The 15,593-nt window shown below is 56.0% G+C and carries 20 protein-coding genes; 18 read left to right on the top strand and 2 right to left on the bottom strand.

Annotated elements, in window-relative coordinates:
• Window positions 1-6 precede the first annotated feature (6 nt).
• The 16 genes from rplE to bfr all read left to right on the top strand — a co-directional run bounded on the left by rplE (window position 7) and on the right by bfr (window position 8,706).
• Entirely contained in the window at window positions 7-546 is a 540-nt protein-coding gene (gene rplE / locus GE543_RS21150) for a 50S ribosomal protein L5 (RefSeq protein ID WP_002555477.1), read from the top strand.
• Between the two features lie 13 nt (window positions 547-559).
• Window positions 560-865, top strand: a complete 306-nt coding sequence (gene rpsN, locus GE543_RS21145) for a 30S ribosomal protein S14 (protein WP_002555476.1) — start codon at window positions 560-562, stop codon at window positions 863-865.
• Between the two features lie 214 nt (window positions 866-1,079).
• Entirely contained in the window at window positions 1,080-1,472 is a 393-nt protein-coding gene (gene rpsH, locus GE543_RS21140) for a 30S ribosomal protein S8 (RefSeq protein ID WP_002555475.1), read from the top strand.
• A 12-nt stretch (window positions 1,473-1,484) separates the two neighbouring features.
• Window positions 1,485-2,018: a 50S ribosomal protein L6 gene (rplF, locus tag GE543_RS21135; RefSeq protein ID WP_002555474.1), complete on the top strand. Its 534-nt coding sequence runs from the start codon at window positions 1,485-1,487 to the stop codon at window positions 2,016-2,018.
• Window positions 2,019-2,028: 10 nt separating this feature from the next.
• Window positions 2,029-2,379 carry a 50S ribosomal protein L18 gene (gene rplR, locus GE543_RS21130; RefSeq protein WP_002555473.1) on the top strand — a complete coding sequence of 117 codons (351 nt, stop codon included), beginning with the start codon at window positions 2,029-2,031 and terminating at the stop codon, window positions 2,377-2,379.
• A gap of 3 nt (window positions 2,380-2,382) precedes the next feature.
• On the top strand, window positions 2,383-2,883 hold the full coding sequence (rpsE, locus tag GE543_RS21125; protein ID WP_003317099.1) for a 30S ribosomal protein S5: 501 nt from the start codon (window positions 2,383-2,385) through the stop codon (window positions 2,881-2,883).
• A 2-nt stretch (window positions 2,884-2,885) separates the two neighbouring features.
• Window positions 2,886-3,062, top strand: a complete 177-nt coding sequence (gene rpmD, locus GE543_RS21120; RefSeq protein WP_002555471.1) for a 50S ribosomal protein L30 — start codon at window positions 2,886-2,888, stop codon at window positions 3,060-3,062.
• Window positions 3,063-3,065: 3 nt separating this feature from the next.
• Entirely contained in the window at window positions 3,066-3,500 is a 435-nt protein-coding gene (gene rplO / locus GE543_RS21115; protein WP_002555470.1) for a 50S ribosomal protein L15, read from the top strand.
• Window positions 3,501-4,835 (top strand): preprotein translocase subunit SecY, encoded by a 1,335-nt coding sequence (secY, locus tag GE543_RS21110; RefSeq protein ID WP_002555469.1) that lies wholly within the window; start codon window positions 3,501-3,503, stop codon window positions 4,833-4,835.
• A gap of 28 nt (window positions 4,836-4,863) precedes the next feature.
• On the top strand, window positions 4,864-4,980 hold the full coding sequence (gene rpmJ / locus GE543_RS21105; protein WP_002555468.1) for a 50S ribosomal protein L36: 117 nt from the start codon (window positions 4,864-4,866) through the stop codon (window positions 4,978-4,980).
• Window positions 4,981-5,110: 130 nt separating this feature from the next.
• Window positions 5,111-5,467: a 30S ribosomal protein S13 gene (rpsM, locus tag GE543_RS21100; protein ID WP_002555467.1), complete on the top strand. Its 357-nt coding sequence runs from the start codon at window positions 5,111-5,113 to the stop codon at window positions 5,465-5,467.
• Window positions 5,468-5,497: 30 nt separating this feature from the next.
• The gene (gene rpsK / locus GE543_RS21095; RefSeq protein ID WP_002555466.1) at window positions 5,498-5,887 is read left to right on the top strand and encodes a 30S ribosomal protein S11; all 390 of its coding nucleotides are present in this window, start codon (window positions 5,498-5,500) and stop codon (window positions 5,885-5,887) included.
• Window positions 5,888-5,905: 18 nt separating this feature from the next.
• On the top strand, window positions 5,906-6,526 hold the full coding sequence (gene rpsD / locus GE543_RS21090; RefSeq protein WP_002555465.1) for a 30S ribosomal protein S4: 621 nt from the start codon (window positions 5,906-5,908) through the stop codon (window positions 6,524-6,526).
• A gap of 22 nt (window positions 6,527-6,548) precedes the next feature.
• Window positions 6,549-7,550 (top strand): DNA-directed RNA polymerase subunit alpha, encoded by a 1,002-nt coding sequence (gene rpoA / locus GE543_RS21085; protein ID WP_002555464.1) that lies wholly within the window; start codon window positions 6,549-6,551, stop codon window positions 7,548-7,550.
• A 41-nt stretch (window positions 7,551-7,591) separates the two neighbouring features.
• On the top strand, window positions 7,592-7,978 hold the full coding sequence (gene rplQ / locus GE543_RS21080; RefSeq protein ID WP_003317096.1) for a 50S ribosomal protein L17: 387 nt from the start codon (window positions 7,592-7,594) through the stop codon (window positions 7,976-7,978).
• Between the two features lie 263 nt (window positions 7,979-8,241).
• Window positions 8,242-8,706: a bacterioferritin gene (gene bfr / locus GE543_RS21075; RefSeq protein WP_003317095.1), complete on the top strand. Its 465-nt coding sequence runs from the start codon at window positions 8,242-8,244 to the stop codon at window positions 8,704-8,706.
• 94 nt (window positions 8,707-8,800) lie between these two features.
• Here the strand turns inward: bfr and uvrA are convergent, their stop codons facing one another.
• The gene (gene uvrA / locus GE543_RS21070; RefSeq protein ID WP_003317094.1) at window positions 8,801-11,635 is read right to left on the bottom strand and encodes an excinuclease ABC subunit UvrA; all 2,835 of its coding nucleotides are present in this window, start codon (window positions 11,633-11,635) and stop codon (window positions 8,801-8,803) included.
• 129 nt (window positions 11,636-11,764) lie between these two features.
• On the opposite strand from uvrA, the gene GE543_RS21065 reads away from it, so the two are divergent.
• A complete protein-coding gene (locus GE543_RS21065; RefSeq protein ID WP_153222305.1) occupies window positions 11,765-13,159 on the top strand; it encodes an MFS transporter in 1,395 nt (464 codons plus the stop codon).
• A 9-nt stretch (window positions 13,160-13,168) separates the two neighbouring features.
• Window positions 13,169-13,735 carry a single-stranded DNA-binding protein gene (locus GE543_RS21060; RefSeq protein WP_003317093.1) on the top strand — a complete coding sequence of 189 codons (567 nt, stop codon included), beginning with the start codon at window positions 13,169-13,171 and terminating at the stop codon, window positions 13,733-13,735.
• Window positions 13,736-14,014: 279 nt separating this feature from the next.
• On the opposite strand, the gene GE543_RS21055 is transcribed toward GE543_RS21060, so the two are convergent.
• Entirely contained in the window at window positions 14,015-15,193 is a 1,179-nt protein-coding gene (locus GE543_RS21055) for a hypothetical protein (RefSeq protein ID WP_256664790.1), read from the bottom strand.
• Between the last annotated feature and the right edge of the window lie 400 nt (window positions 15,194-15,593).

The following is a 15,593-nucleotide window of genomic DNA, read 5'->3' as shown; positions in this document are numbered from 1 at the left end:
AAGACCATGGCACGACTAAAAGAGATTTACCGGAAGGAAATCGCTCCGAAACTTAAGGAAGAACTTAAGCTTTCGAACGTGATGGAAGTTCCGCGCGTTACCAAAATCACCCTGAACATGGGTCTGGGCGAAGCGATCGGCGACAAAAAAGTCATCGAGCACGCTGTTGCTGACCTGGAAAAGATCACCGGTCAAAAGGTCGTTGTGACTTACGCTCGGAAATCCATCGCTGGCTTTAAAGTCCGTGAAGGTTGGCCGATCGGCGTCAAAGTGACCCTGCGCCGCGATCGTATGTATGAATTCCTGGATCGTCTGCTGTCGATCTCCCTGCCTCGGGTTCGCGACTTCCGCGGCCTGAATGCCAAGTCCTTCGATGGTCGTGGTAACTACAGCATGGGCGTAAAAGAGCAGATCATCTTCCCGGAAATCGACTACGACAAGATCGATGCTCTCCGCGGTCTGGACATTACCCTGACCACCACTGCCAAGAACGATGATGAAGGTCGCGCATTGCTGCGTGCTTTCAAATTCCCGTTCCGCAACTGATTGGAGTAGGAAAATGGCCAAGAAGAGCATGAAAAACCGTGAGCTGAAGCGTCAGCTCACCGTTGCCAAGTACGCCAAGAAGCGTGCAGAGCTGAAAGCAATCATCGTTGATCTGAACGCAAGTCCAGAAGCGCGTTGGGAAGCTACCGTAGCCCTGCAGAAGCAACCACGTGACGCAAGCGCTGCGCGCATGCGTAACCGTTGCCGCATCACTGGTCGTCCACACGGCGTTTACCGCAAGTTCGGCCTTGGCCGTAACAAGCTGCGTGAAGCAGCTATGCGTGGCGACGTTCCAGGTCTGGTCAAAGCCAGCTGGTAAGGCGACACCTCTCGCGCCCTCCCGCCGGTTACGCAAGTCACCGGTCGGGATGGCGCCTGAATTTGAATCAAGCCCCTTTTGGGGCTTGATTCATTTCTGGGGTAGGACTAGAATTGCCGGCTCGCCTGAGCCCGTGTTTTTACTTGCCCGGAAGTTCTCGGCGATCAAGCTGTAGCCGCAAGGCTAATTATTTTGTTTTAGGAGCGTCTAGCCCATGAGTATGCAGGACCCGTTAGCGGACATGCTAACTCGTATCCGTAATGCCCAGATGGCTGAAAAGCCCGTCGTAAGCATGCCATCTTCCACGTTGAAGGTTGCTGTAGCAAAAGTCCTGAAGGACGAAGGCTACATTGCGGGTTATCAGATCAGCAGCGAAGTTAAATCCTCGCTGTCCATCGAGCTTAAGTACTTCGAAGGCCGTCCGGTCATCGAAGAGGTTAAGCGCGTCAGCCGCCCAGGCTTGCGTCAGTACAAGTCCTCCGATGATCTGCCGAAAGTTCGTGGCGGTCTTGGTGTGTCTATCGTCTCCACCAGTAAAGGTGTGATGACGGATCGTGCTGCGCGCGCTGCCGGTGTCGGTGGCGAAGTGCTTTGCACTGTGTTCTAAGGGGGGATAAGCATGTCACGCGTCGCTAAGAACCCCGTTAAGCTGCCATCCGGCGTCGAAGTCAAACTCGTCGGCCAGCTGCTTTCGGTGAAGGGTGCCAAGGGCACTCTAGAACTGAACATCCATTCGTCCGTTGAGATTGTTGAAGAAGCTGGTGAGCTGCGTTTCGCTGCTCGCAATGGCGATCAACAAACCCGCGCAATGGCAGGCACCACTCGTGCACTGGTAAACAACATGGTCCAAGGCGTAAGCCAAGGCTTCGAGCGCAAGCTCCAGCTGGTCGGTGTTGGTTACAAGGCGCAAGCAAAAGGCACGGTACTGAACCTTGCACTTGGCTTCTCGCACCCAGTGGACTACGAATTGCCGAATGGCATCACCGCTGAGACCCCCAGCCAGACCGATATCCTGATTCGCGGTATCGATAAGCAGTTGGTTGGTCAAGTGGCCGCTGAGATCCGCGACTTCCGCCGTCCTGAGCCTTACAAAGGCAAAGGTGTGCGTTACGCAGACGAAGTCGTCCGCCGTAAAGAAGCCAAGAAGAAGTAGGGCATAGCAAATGACCGTCAAAAAAGTTACCCGACTGCGTCGCGCTCGCAAAGCACGCCTGAAAATGCACGAGCTAGAAGTCGTGCGTCTCTGCGTGCACCGCTCTTCGCAGCACATTTATGCCCAGGTCATCTCGGCCGACGGCAGCAAAGTCCTGGCAAGCGCCTCGACTTTGGACAAAGAACTGCGTGATGGCGCCACTGGCAACATCGACGCGGCCACTAAGGTTGGCAAGCTGGTCGCCGAGCGCGCGAAAGCCGCGGGTGTATCGCAAGTCGCTTTCGACCGTTCTGGCTTCAAGTACCACGGCCGTGTCAAAGCGCTGGCTGATGCTGCTCGTGAAGGCGGGCTGGAGTTCTAAGTTATGTCAAATCACGACCAAAAACGCGACGAAGGCTACATCGAGAAGCTGGTTCAAGTTAACCGCGTGGCCAAAACCGTAAAAGGCGGCCGTATCTTCACTTTCACTGCGTTGACCGTAGTGGGTGATGGTAAAGGGCGCGTTGGCTTCGGCCGTGGCAAGTCACGTGAAGTGCCTGCTGCGATCCAGAAAGCGATGGAAGCTGCTCGCCGCAACATGATTCAGGTTGATCTGAACGGCACTACCCTGCAGTACGCAATGAAGTCTGCTCATGGCGCCTCCAAGGTGTACATGCAGCCTGCTTCTGAAGGTACCGGTATCATCGCTGGCGGCGCAATGCGCGCAGTGCTGGAAGTTGCTGGTGTCCAGAACGTATTGGCCAAGTGCTACGGTTCGACTAACCCGGTAAACGTGGTTCACGCTACGTTCAAGGGTTTGAAGGGCATGCAGTCTCCTGAGTCGATCGCTGCCAAACGTGGCAAGCGTGTTGAGGAGATCATCTGATCATGGCTACCGTTAAAGTAACGCTGATCAAAAGCATGACCGGCCGCATCCCTAATCACAGATTGTGCATTAAGGGTTTGGGTCTGCGTCGCATCGGTCACACTGTAGAAGTCCTGGATACTCCCGAAAATCGCGGGATGATCAACAAGGCTTACTACATGCTGCGAGTCGAGGGTTAATCGATGAAACTCAATGATCTGAGTCCAGCGCCGGGTTCCCGTCGCGAAAAGCATCGTCCGGGCCGTGGTATCGGTAGTGGTTTGGGCAAGACCGGTGGCCGTGGCCACAAAGGTCAAAGCTCCCGCTCCGGTGGCACTATTGCTCCGGGCTTTGAGGGCGGCCAACAGCCGCTGCATCGTCGCCTGCCAAAATTCGGTTTCGTTTCCCTGAAGGCCATGGACCGCGCAGAAGTGCGTCTGTCCGAGCTGGCTAAAGTGGAAGGCGACATCGTAACTGTGCAGTCCCTGAAAGATGCCAACGTGATTAACCAGAACGTTCAGCGTGTGAAAATCATGCTGTCGGGCGAAGTTACTCGCGCTGTCACTATCAAGGGTATCGCCGCCACCAAAGGTGCGCGTGCGGCTATCGAAGCAGCTGGCGGCAAGTTCGAGGAATAAATGGCTAAGCAAGGTGCTCTCTCAGCGCTCGGCAAAGGCGGTATGTCTGAACTCTGGGCTCGTCTGCGTTTTCTGTTCCTGGCGATTATCGTCTACCGAATAGGCGCACACATCCCCGTTCCAGGTATCAACCCGGACCGACTCGCAGAACTGTTTCGACAGAATGAGGGGACCATTCTTAGCTTGTTCAACATGTTTTCCGGCGGCGCGCTGGAACGGATGAGCATCTTTGCACTGGGGATCATGCCGTACATTTCGGCATCGATCATCATGCAGCTGATGACCGCCGTCAGCCCGCAGCTGGAGCAGTTGAAGAAGGAAGGTGAAGCTGGCCGTCGCAAGATAAGCCAGTACACCCGCTATGGCACCGTTGTCCTGGCTCTGGTCCAAGCTATCGGCATGTCCGTTGGTCTGGCGAGTCAGGGCGTCGCGTTTTCTGGGGACCTGGGTTTCCACTTTGTGGCCGTAACTACCTTCGTGGCAGGTGCGATGTTCATGATGTGGCTGGGCGAGCAGATCACCGAGCGCGGTGTCGGCAACGGTATCTCGATGTTGATTTTCGCAGGTATCGTCGCCGGTCTTCCGAGGGCAATCGGGCAGTCTTTCGAGTCTGCACGTCAGGGTGATATCAATATCTTCGCTCTGGTTGCAATCGGTTTGCTGGCGGTAGCGATCATCGGTTTTGTGGTGTTCATTGAGCGTGGTCAGCGTCGTATCGCTGTTCACTACGCCAAGCGTCAGCAGGGCCGCAAGGTCTTCGCTGCGCAGACCAGCCACTTGCCGCTGAAAGTGAACATGGCTGGTGTCATACCGGCCATTTTCGCGAGCAGCATTTTGCTGTTCCCGGCTTCGTTGGGGTCCTGGTTCGGTCAGTCTGAAGGTCTGGGCTGGTTGCAGGACATCTCGCAGTCGATCGCTCCTGGTCAGCCGTTGAATATTCTGCTGTTTAGTGCAGGGATTATTTTCTTCTGCTTCTTCTATACGGCGTTGATGTTCAATCCGAAAGACGTAGCGGAAAACCTGAAGAAGTCCGGTGCCTTTATTCCGGGTATTCGTCCAGGCGAGCAGTCGGCACGCTATATTGATGGCGTTTTGACTCGCTTGACCATGTTCGGTGCTCTATATATGACGGCCGTGTGTCTGCTTCCCCAGTTCCTGGTGGTCGCGGCAAACGTACCGTTCTACCTTGGCGGGACCTCGTTGCTGATCGTGGTCGTGGTTGTGATGGACTTTATGTCGCAAGTGCAATCTCACCTCGTTTCGCACCAGTATGAATCCCTGATGAAGAAAGCCAACCTGAAGGGCTACGGTGGCAGCGGCGGTATGCTGCGCTGAAGCACCCCTAAGGTTCGAGGAGTTGGTGATGAAAGTTCGTGCATCGGTGAAAAAGCTGTGCCGTAACTGCAAGATTATCCGCCGCGAAGGTGTGGTTCGAGTAATTTGCAGCGCGGAACCACGTCATAAGCAGCGCCAAGGCTGATTGTGATTTGTGCTTAAGCCCAGCAGCTAGTGCGCTGCTGGGTTGATTATTTGTTACTACAGCGATATTATCTCGCGCCCTATTTCTTGGCTTCCGGGGCGTAGGTAGCTGTCAATTGGAGTCCCACTGAATGGCCCGTATTGCAGGCGTTAACATTCCAGATAACAAGCATACTGTTATCTCGTTGACCTACATCTATGGTGTTGGTCGCACCACCGCACAGAAAATTTGTGCAACCACCGGCGTAAACCCGGCGGTGAAAATCAAAGATCTGAGCGACGAGCAGATTGAACAGCTGCGTGGCGAAGTGGCGAAGTTCACCACTGAAGGTGACCTGCGTCGCGAAATCAACATGAAAATCAAGCGCTTGATGGACCTGGGCTGCTACCGCGGTCTGCGTCATCGTCGTGGTCTTCCAGTGCGCGGTCAGCGTACCAAGACCAACGCGCGTACTCGCAAAGGTCCGCGTAAGCCGATCCGCAAGTAATCGCACCAGCGCAACGACAGGAATTTAGTCATGGCAAAACCTGCTGCTCGTCCTCGTAAAAAAGTTAAAAAGACAGTGGTTGATGGCATCGCCCACATCCACGCGTCGTTTAACAACACAATCGTCACCATTACCGATCGTCAAGGTAACGCTCTTTCGTGGGCTACCTCCGGCGGTTCGGGTTTCCGTGGTTCGCGCAAGTCCACCCCGTTCGCTGCTCAAGTAGCTGCTGAGCGTGCTGGTCAAGCTGCGCTGGAGTACGGTCTGAAGAACCTCGACGTCAATGTCAAGGGTCCAGGCCCAGGTCGTGAATCCGCTGTCCGTGCATTGAACGGCTGTGGCTATAAGATCGCCAGCATCACCGACGTGACGCCAATCCCGCACAACGGGTGCCGTCCGCCGAAGAAGCGCCGCGTGTAATCCAGGAGACTGTAAGAAATGGCTCGTTACATTGGTCCAAAATGCAAACTTGCTCGTCGTGAAGGCACCGATCTCTTTCTGAAGAGCGGCGTTCGCGCTATCGAATCCAAGTGCAACATCGAAGCAGCTCCAGGTATCCACGGCCAACGTCGTGGTCGCCAGTCCGATTACGGTACTCAGCTGCGTGAAAAGCAAAAAGTCCGTCGTATCTACGGCGTTCTCGAGCGTCAGTTCAGCGGCTACTACAAAGAAGCCGCCGGCAAGAAAGGTGCAACAGGCGAGAACCTGCTGCAACTGCTCGAATGCCGTCTGGACAACGTTGTATACCGCATGGGCTTCGGCTCGACGCGTGCCGAATCCCGTCAATTGGTTTCGCACAAGTCGGTCAGCGTAAACGGCAAAACCGTTAACGTTCCTTCTTATCAGGTTCGTGCTGGCGACGTTGTTGCTATCCGCGAAAAAGCTAAGAATCAGCTGCGTATTGTCCAGGCTCTCGATCTGTGTGCCCAACGTGGCCGCGTAGAATGGGTAGAAGTAGACACTGAGAAGAAATCGGGCGTTTTCAAGAACGTTCCAGCTCGCAGTGATCTATCCGCCGACATCAACGAAAGCCTGATTGTCGAGCTCTACTCCAAGTAAGGGCTAGAAAATAGGTGCATCCATGCAGATTTCGGTAAATGAGTTCCTGACACCCCGCCACATTGATGTGCAGGTTGTCAGTCCAACCCGCGCCAAAATCACTCTCGAGCCTCTCGAGCGTGGTTTCGGCCATACCCTGGGCAACGCGCTTCGCCGCATTTTGTTGTCCTCCATGCCCGGCTGTGCAGTAGTCGAGGCCGAGATTGACGGTGTACTCCATGAGTACAGCGCCATCGAAGGTGTACAGGAAGACGTCATTGAAATCCTGTTGAACCTTAAAGGTCTGGCTATCAAGCTGCACGGTCGAGACGAAGTTACGCTGACCTTGTCGAAGAAGGGTTCGGGGGTGGTTACCGCTGCCGATATTCAGCTGGATCATGATGTCGAGATCGTTAACCCCGATCACGTAATCGCTAACCTGGCGTCTAACGGCGTCTTGAACATGAAGCTCACCGTAGCTCGTGGTCGTGGTTATGAGCCGGCAGACTCGCGTCAAAGCGATGAAGACGAAAGCCGCAGCATTGGTCGCTTGCAGCTTGACTCTTCGTTCAGCCCGGTTCGCCGTATCGCATACGTGGTGGAAAACGCCCGTGTCGAACAGCGTACTAACCTGGACAAGCTGGTTATTGATCTGGAAACCAACGGTACTCTGGACCCTGAAGAGGCTATCCGTCGCGCTGCAACCATCCTGCAACAGCAGTTGGCTGCGTTCGTGGACCTCAAAGGCGACAGCGAACCAGTGGTAATCGAACAGGAAGACGAGATCGATCCGATCCTGCTTCGTCCGGTTGACGATTTGGAACTGACCGTGCGTTCGGCCAACTGCCTTAAGGCGGAGAACATCTACTACATCGGCGATCTGATTCAGCGCACCGAAGTAGAGCTGTTGAAGACTCCGAACCTGGGCAAGAAATCCTTGACCGAGATCAAGGACGTTCTGGCTTCTCGTGGTCTCTCCCTCGGCATGCGCCTCGACAACTGGCCGCCGGCAAGTCTTAAGAAGGACGACAAGGCTACGGCCTGATCGTCGTAATCACCGAACGCGAGTTTGGTAAGGAATGAACCATGCGTCATCGTAAAAGTGGACGTCACCTGAGCCGTACCAGCTCTCACCGCAAAGCCATGTTTCAAAACATGGCGGTGTCGCTGTTCGAGCACGAGCTGATCAAAACTACCCTGCCGAAAGCCAAGGAACTGCGCCGCGTTGCCGAGCCGCTGATCACCCTGGCCAAGGAAGACAGCGTTGCCAACCGTCGTCTGGCTTTCGACCGTACTCGTTCGAAAGAAATCGTCGGCAAACTGTTCAACGATCTGGGCAAGCGCTATGCAACCCGTCAGGGCGGCTACCTGCGCATCCTCAAGTGCGGTTTCCGCGCTGGCGACAACGCGCCAATGGCGTACGTCGAGCTGGTTGATCGTCCTATCGGTGGCTCTGTAGAAGCTGCTGAATAAGACATCAGTTTGAACATGAAACCGGGCCTAGTGCCCGGTTTTTTGTTGCTCGCGATTCAGGCAGGCTAAACCAGGGTGTTAATCAGCATACGTTGAATTGTGGGGCTGACTCGAAGTGAGAAACAGAACCGCCCTCATTTGGGCGGTTTTTCGCTTCTTAACGGCGTAATTTCGCCACTTTTCGTCGGTTTATTGCGTTTTTCTCAGTGACCTCGCGCGGCGCTTGGTTCAAACTATCGGCTTTGAAGCAGGAGTCTGGTGCGATGCAAGGCCACCCGGAAGTAATCGATTATCTCAACACGTTGCTCACGGGCGAACTGGCAGCTCGTGACCAATATTTCGTTCACTCACGCATGTACGAAGACTGGGGCTTTTCGAAGCTCTATGAACGTATCAATCATGAGATGGAAGAAGAGGCGCAACACGCTGATGCGCTGATGCGCCGTATCCTCATGCTCGAAGGCACGCCGCGCATGCGCCCGGACGACCTCGATGTCGGCACCACAGTGCCTGAGATGCTCGCCAGCGACCTGCGTCTCGAATACAAGGTACGTGCTGCCCTGTGCAAGGGTATCGAGCTCTGTGAGCTGCACAGCGACTACGTGACCCGCGAAATCCTGCGCGTGCAGTTGGCTGATACGGAAGAAGACCATACCTACTGGCTCGAACAGCAGATGGGGCTGATCAAGTCCATCGGTCTGCAGAACTACCTGCAATCGCAGTTCTGATTCAGCCGCTCATAAAAAAGCTCCTGCACTTGCGTGACAGGAGCTTTTTTGTATCCGGGTTCGACTGATGCCGAACCCGTTTTCATCACACGTGTCAGGCTTTGTCTCTGGTCAACAGAGGCTTCAGGTAATGACCGGTGTAGGACTGTTCCATCTCGGCGACCTGTTCAGGTGTGCCCGTCGCAATGATCTGCCCACCTCTCGAACCGCCTTCCGGACCCAGATCCACCAGCCAGTCGGCCGTCTTGATCACGTCCAGGTTGTGCTCGATCACCACCACGGTATTGCCGTGGTCGCGTAGGCGATGCAATACATCCAGCAACTGCTGAATATCCGCGAAGTGCAGACCGGTAGTCGGCTCGTCGAGGATGTACAGCGTCTTGCCGGTGTCGCGCTTGGACAGCTCACGCGACAGCTTGACCCGTTGCGCTTCACCGCCTGACAAGGTCGTCGCCGATTGCCCCAGCTTGATATAGGAAAGTCCTACATCCATCAGGGTTTGCAGCTTGCGCGCCAGTGCCGGAACGGCGTCGAAGAACTCACGCGCTTCCTCGATGGTCATTTCCAGCACTTCGTGGATGTTCTTGCCCTTGTACTTGACCTCAAGCGTCTCGCGATTGTAACGCTTGCTCTTGCACACATCGCAGGGCACGTAGATGTCCGGCAAAAAGTGCATCTCGACCTTGATCAGCCCGTCGCCCTGGCACGCCTCGCAGCGGCCGCCCTTGACGTTGAACGAGAACCGCCCTGGACCATAGCCCCGCGAGCGTGATTCCGGAACCCCGGCGAACAGCTCGCGAATCGGCGTGAACAGCCCGGTATAGGTCGCCGGGTTGGAGCGCGGCGTACGACCGATAGGGCTCTGGTCGATGTCCACCACCTTGTCCAGGTGCTGCAGGCCATTGATGCTGTCGTGCGTAGCCGCTTCCAGCGTCGTGGCGCCGTTCAGTGCCGTAGCACTCAGCGGGAACAGCGTGTTGTTGATCAGCGTCGACTTGCCCGATCCGGACACACCCGTCACGCAGGTCAGCAGACCGATCGGGATTTCCAGGTTGACGTTTTGCAGGTTGTTGCCACGCGCGCCCTTGAGGGTCAGCGAGAGCTTTTTGTTACGCGGGGTGCGCTTGGCAGGAACGGCAATCTTCACGCGCCCCGACAGGTATTTGCCGGTCAGCGAGTCAGGGTGCGACATCACTTCGTCCGGCGTACCTTCGGCAACGATATGACCACCATGCACGCCGGCACCCGGGCCAATGTCGACCACGTAGTCGGCCAGGCGAATCGCATCTTCATCGTGCTCGACCACAATCACTGTATTGCCGATGTCGCGCAGGTGCTTGAGTGTGCCCAGCAAACGATCGTTGTCGCGCTGGTGCAGACCGATGGACGGCTCATCGAGGATGTACATCACCCCGACCAGGCCCGCACCGATCTGGCTGGCCAGACGAATACGCTGTGCTTCGCCGCCCGACAGGGTGTCCGCGCTACGGTCCAGGGTCAGGTAGTCCAGGCCCACGTTGACCAGAAACTGCAGACGCTCACGAATTTCCTTGAGAATCTTGTCGGCGATCTCGCCACGTCGTCCGGTCAGCTTGAGCGTTTCGAAGTAATGCGTCGCGTCGCCAATCGGCAGATTGGTGACTGCAGGCAGAGTCTTTTCACCCACCCACACATGACGTGCTTCACGACGCAGACGAGTGCCTCGGCAGTCAGGGCAGGGCTGCGTGCCCAGGAACTTGGCCAGCTCTTCGCGGACCGTGGCCGATTCGGTTTCCCGATAGCGACGCTCCAGATTCGGCACGATGCCTTCGAACGGGTGCGCGCGCTTGACGATATCGCCGCGGTCATTCAGGTAGCGGAAGTCGACACTTTGCGAGCCACTGCCGTTGAGCAGGATCTTCTGCATGTCGGCCGGGATCTGCTTGAACGGCATTTCCAGGCTGAAGCCATAGTGCTTGGAGAGCGAGCCGAGCATCTGGAAGTAATAGACGTTACGCCTGTCCCAGCCTCGTATCGCGCCTTCGGCAAGCGTCAGTTCGGCATTCACCAGTCGCTTGATATCGAAGAACTGCTTCACGCCCAGGCCGTCACAGGTCGGGCAGGCGCCAGCCGGGTTGTTGAAGGAGAACAGCTTCGGCTCCAGCTCGCTGATCGCATGGCCACAGATCGGGCAGGCGAAGCGGGCGGAGAAAATCACTTCCTCGCCCGGCTCGTCGTCCATCGGCGCAACCAGGGCGATACCGTCGGCCAGCTTCAGGGCGGTCTCGAAGGACTCGGCCAGACGCTGCTGCAGGTCGGCGCGGACCTTGAAACGGTCCACGACCACATCGATCGAGTGCTTCTTCTGCTTGTCCAGCTTCGGCAGCTCATCCAGCTCGCACAGCTTGCCGTTGACTCGCGCCCGGACAAAGCCCTGCGCGCGCAGCTCTTCAAAAACCGAAAGATGCTCACCCTTGCGCTCGCGGATGACCGGCGCAAGCAGCATCAATTTGCTGCCCTCCGGCTGGGTCAGCACCAGGTCGACCATCTGGCTGACCGTCTGGGCTTCCAGCGGGATATCGTGGTCGGGGCAGCGAGGCTGGCCGACGCGCGCATACAAAAGACGCAGGTAATCGTAAATTTCGGTGATCGTACCCACGGTCGAGCGCGGGTTATGTGAAGTAGACTTCTGCTCGATGGAAATCGCCGGCGACAGACCTTCGATCGTGTCGACGTCCGGTTTTTCCATCATCGACAGAAACTGGCGGGCATAGGCCGACAGCGATTCGACATAGCGGCGTTGCCCTTCGGCGTACAGCGTATCGAAAGCCAGTGAAGACTTGCCTGAGCCGGAGAGCCCGGTGATAACGATCAGTTTGTCGCGGGGAAGTGTCAGGTCAATATTTTTCAGGTTGTGGGTTCGTGCCCCACGTATCAGGATCTTGTCCACTGCGGCCTCGCTTGGCGGGCATAAACGACGGAGTATACGGCTCCGAGCCATCACGCGGCAAAGCGTCGCGTATGTGCTGTACAACGATGGGACTGGTAGAATCGCCGCCGGTTCACACGAGGTTATTCCATGCACGATACCCACAGCGAGCGTATGAGTAGCGGCGAGACCCGCGCAGCAGGCGGTCTGGCCCTGGTGTTCGCGTTCCGCATGCTTGGCATGTTCATGGTCTTGCCGGTTCTGGCAACCTACGGCATGGACCTGGCAGGCGCGAGCCCTGCACTGATCGGTCTGGCGATTGGCGCCTACGGCCTGACCCAGGCGGTGTTGCAGATACCGTTCGGGATCATTTCCGACCGTATCGGCCGGCGACCGGTCATTTATTTCGGCCTGATCATCTTTGCGATCGGCAGCGTGGTGGCGGCGAACGCGGATTCGATCTGGGGAATCATTGCCGGACGCATCCTGCAGGGGGCTGGCGCTATTTCCGCGGCAGTCATGGCGCTGCTCTCTGACCTGACCCGCGAACAGCACCGCACCAAGGCCATGGCCATGATCGGCATGACTATCGGCCTGTCGTTCGCCATCGCCATGGTCGTCGGCCCGGTCATCACCGGCATGTTCGGTCTTTCCGGATTGTTCCTGGCCACCGGCGGCATGGCCTTGATAGGCGTTCTCATCGTCGCCTACGTGGTGCCCAAGGCCAGCGGGGCGTTAATGCACCGCGAGTCCGGCGTCGCCAAACAGGCACTGGGGGCGACGTTGCGTCATCCGGACCTGCTGCGCCTGGATTTGGGTATCTTCGTGTTGCATGCGATGCTCATGTCCAGCTTCGTGGCCTTGCCGCTGGCGCTGGTCGAAAAAGCCGGTTTGCCCAAGGAACAACACTGGTGGGTCTACCTGACCGCCTTGCTGGTTTCCTTCTTCGCGATGATCCCGTTCATCATCTATGGCGAGAAGAAACGTCAAATGAAGCGCGTTCTGCTGGGCGCCGTCACAGTTTTGATGCTGGCTGAGCTATTCTTCTGGGCATACGGGGACACGTTGCGGGCACTGGTCATCGGGACAGTGGTATTCTTCACCGCGTTCAACCTGCTGGAAGCGTCGTTGCCGTCGCTGATCAGCAAGGTTTCACCGGCCGGCGGAAAAGGCACGGCAATGGGAGTTTATTCCACCAGCCAGTTTCTTGGATCGGCCGCAGGTGGGATACTGGGCGGCTGGTTGTTCCAGCACGGTGGGCTCGATGTGGTGTTCCTGGGTGGTGCAGCCATGGCCACCGTCTGGCTCGCCTTCGCAGTGACCATGCGAGAACCGCCTTACGTGACCAGCCTACGTCTGCCGTTGTCGCCGCAGGCGCAGCGTGAAGCAGGCCTGGCAGAGCGTTTGATGTCCGTAACAGGCGTGACAGATGCAGTGGTGGTTGCGGAAGAGGCAGCCATCTACATAAAACTCGACACAAAATTATTGGATCGTGCCTCTCTCGAAAAGCTGGTCAATCCAGCGTCAGAAGCGTGCGAAGCCTAGGAGAACGTTATGGCCCGTGGGGTTAACAAAGTCATATTGGTCGGTACATGCGGCCAGGATCCCGAAGTTCGCTACTTGCCTAACGGTAACGCCGTGACCAACCTGAGTCTGGCAACCAGCGAACAGTGGACTGACAAGCAGTCCGGTCAGAAAGTCGAAAAGACCGAATGGCACCGTGTATCGATGTTCGGCAAAGTCGCCGAAATCGCTGGTGAATACCTGCGCAAGGGTTCGCAGGTGTACATCGAAGGCAAGCTGCAGACCCGCGAGTGGGAAAAAGACGGCATCAAGCGCTACACCACTGAAATCGTCGTCGACATGCAGGGCACCATGCAACTGCTGGGCGGCCGTCCACAGGGCGACGCTCAACAAGGTCAGGGCGGCGGCAACTACAACCAGTCCGCACCTCGTCCACAGCAGTCGCGCCCACAACAGTCGGCGCCGCAGCAATCTGCACCTCAGCAGAACTACAACCAGCAGCCGCCACAACAGCGCGACTCGCGCCCAGCGCCGCAACAACAAGCGCCGCAGCCAGCTGCTGACTTCGATAGCTTTGATGATGATATTCCGTTCTAGGACTTACCTGAGACTTTATTGTAAAGTTTAGGGCTGAAGCCCCCGCAATGCGGGGGCTTCTTCGTTTTTGTAAGTGTAAAATTATTTTGACCTTCAAACGGGCCGAACCTACGTGTTTAAAGCCTTAACTCGCACTCAACTCCAGGTGATCCTGGTTGGTGATGTGACTGAGCTGGGGCAAGCTATTGCATTGCCCCCTAAAGCATTTTCGCGGCAAGTCGCTTTGGACTCGATGTTGTCCGGTTGAGCGGCTAATCCACGCTCGATTGTGCGTGATGTTTACGTCCAGTTTTTGAGCCGGGCTATGAGTTTTTCATCTGTGATTTTTAGGGGTGTGACTTTGCGATGTTGGGTGGGTGCCATTCGGCTGCCCGCTCTTTCGGCGTTGGCCCTGGCTGCGAGCAGCTCATCCGAACTGGAGATGAATACCAGTAATGTCCCGTTCCAATTACCAATTCCCTCTAGCTCGATATCCACAAAAATAGGTAAGCGATGATCGGTGAGTTCGAATGAGGGGATTTCGACGCGATTGATCCGATTAACGCAGGCCATGGGCGTCGTGGCGTCGGAGCCATGAAGTGGCTTTGATGGGATGGACGAAAGGCGGATCATTTCCATGGTGACAAGACCTGCGAACCATGGCGAACCTAGATAGCGCCAGTAGAGGTCAGATACATCACTACCTCGATCAAGATCGGCGAACCACGTCCCGCATGCCATGCCCAATGTGGCCTGACAAATCGGGATTATAGCTTCAAGCCCTTCAAGCCTTTTCAATGTGTCTGCGCACAGTGTTTTGATTTTGCTAGCATCCCTACGTGGCACTTCAGCTTCAAGGATGAAGTGAACCTCGTACCCTTGATTGGTTCGCTCAATACTAGGTGCTTCAGCCAACAGTCCTCCATAACCAAGCTCATTCAGGAGCACGTAACGACGTTCTCTGGGCCATTTCCTAAAATCTTGGGTCAAAGACCACAGGTCTCGCATAGTCCCCTGTAAAAAATGGGAGATTCTGACCTGTATTCCTTCCGGACCGGATCTAACGACCGAGCCCAAGGCTATGAGGAGGGGGCCAACAGCAATAATATCATCTGCGTCGGCGCCGCCGGTTCTGTGGATGCGCCGGGATTCCTCGTGCTGCCTCTTCAGATCCAAGAGAGATTTGGTCGAAAAACGCTGTTCATCTCGGTCAATGAGAATACTGCACGTTCCACATAACCAAATCCCGTTATCGATGTGCGAACGCTCTAAAGAGGTCATGTTTGGGTCGTAGCGGCGCGCACCAGGACCAGCCGAAGCGGCAGAAATGTGGGCTGCAACTCCTATCATCGTCACTGCATTGGAAGCTTCATCGCTTGGTCCAACAGTCGGGCACTTGCACTTGCTGCATATGTAGCTGGCACGCAACGCCAAATCACTTTTGGTTCGGATCGAGAAATTGTCTCGTGTGTTTGACATATTCAACTACCTAGCAGGCATTTTGGGCTGCGGCGTCTCTCTAGAAAGTTCTGTAACCAGGAGATATGCCAAACTGTTTTGGTCTTTTGGTCATAGGAGTTGTTGACTTGGATCGAAGCATATCAGTCCGGAGAAGGGATACTTGCGTCAGTTTCGAACGGGCCATCATCGGGTCACCACGACCAAGGATTTTCTAAGGTACGGCGGTAAATCGTCAGCAAGCTTTTCTAAGATCACATGTGACAGCAACCCTGCGGTTGGGATGCCCTTGTCGATGATCTAAGCCGGTGCCTAGACCATCGTTTCGCACTGTCACCGGCCCACTCCGACGGGTGAACATGCCCTGATCGAGCCTCTCGTTGGTCCTTGGCTCGGCTTCAGTACCTTCCTACGACGACTT

The organism is Pseudomonas sp. SZ57 (genome assembly GCF_009495975.1).
Taxonomy (GTDB): Bacteria; Pseudomonadota; Gammaproteobacteria; order Pseudomonadales; family Pseudomonadaceae; genus Aquipseudomonas; species Aquipseudomonas syringae.
This window is presented reverse-complemented; position numbering and strand designations above follow the sequence as displayed.

Coding starts and splice junctions, on each gene's coding strand:
- bfr (WP_003317095.1), top strand. CDS start 8,242: ATGCAAGGCCACCCGGAAGTAATCGATTATCTCAACACGTTGCTCACG.
- rpsM (WP_002555467.1), top strand. CDS start 5,111: ATGGCCCGTATTGCAGGCGTTAACATTCCAGATAACAAGCATACTGTT.
- GE543_RS21060 (WP_003317093.1), top strand. CDS start 13,169: ATGGCCCGTGGGGTTAACAAAGTCATATTGGTCGGTACATGCGGCCAG.
- rpmD (WP_002555471.1), top strand. CDS start 2,886: ATGGCTACCGTTAAAGTAACGCTGATCAAAAGCATGACCGGCCGCATC.
- rpsD (WP_002555465.1), top strand. CDS start 5,906: ATGGCTCGTTACATTGGTCCAAAATGCAAACTTGCTCGTCGTGAAGGC.
- rpsE (WP_003317099.1), top strand. CDS start 2,383: ATGTCAAATCACGACCAAAAACGCGACGAAGGCTACATCGAGAAGCTG.
- rplO (WP_002555470.1), top strand. CDS start 3,066: ATGAAACTCAATGATCTGAGTCCAGCGCCGGGTTCCCGTCGCGAAAAG.
- secY (WP_002555469.1), top strand. CDS start 3,501: ATGGCTAAGCAAGGTGCTCTCTCAGCGCTCGGCAAAGGCGGTATGTCT.
- rpoA (WP_002555464.1), top strand. CDS start 6,549: ATGCAGATTTCGGTAAATGAGTTCCTGACACCCCGCCACATTGATGTG.
- rplE (WP_002555477.1), top strand. CDS start 7: ATGGCACGACTAAAAGAGATTTACCGGAAGGAAATCGCTCCGAAACTT.
- rplR (WP_002555473.1), top strand. CDS start 2,029: ATGACCGTCAAAAAAGTTACCCGACTGCGTCGCGCTCGCAAAGCACGC.
- rplF (WP_002555474.1), top strand. CDS start 1,485: ATGTCACGCGTCGCTAAGAACCCCGTTAAGCTGCCATCCGGCGTCGAA.
- GE543_RS21065 (WP_153222305.1), top strand. CDS start 11,765: ATGCACGATACCCACAGCGAGCGTATGAGTAGCGGCGAGACCCGCGCA.
- rpmJ (WP_002555468.1), top strand. CDS start 4,864: ATGAAAGTTCGTGCATCGGTGAAAAAGCTGTGCCGTAACTGCAAGATT.
- rpsH (WP_002555475.1), top strand. CDS start 1,080: ATGAGTATGCAGGACCCGTTAGCGGACATGCTAACTCGTATCCGTAAT.
- rpsN (WP_002555476.1), top strand. CDS start 560: ATGGCCAAGAAGAGCATGAAAAACCGTGAGCTGAAGCGTCAGCTCACC.
- rplQ (WP_003317096.1), top strand. CDS start 7,592: ATGCGTCATCGTAAAAGTGGACGTCACCTGAGCCGTACCAGCTCTCAC.
- rpsK (WP_002555466.1), top strand. CDS start 5,498: ATGGCAAAACCTGCTGCTCGTCCTCGTAAAAAAGTTAAAAAGACAGTG.
- GE543_RS21055 (WP_256664790.1), bottom strand. CDS start 15,193: ATGTCAAACACACGAGACAATTTCTCGATCCGAACCAAAAGTGATTTG.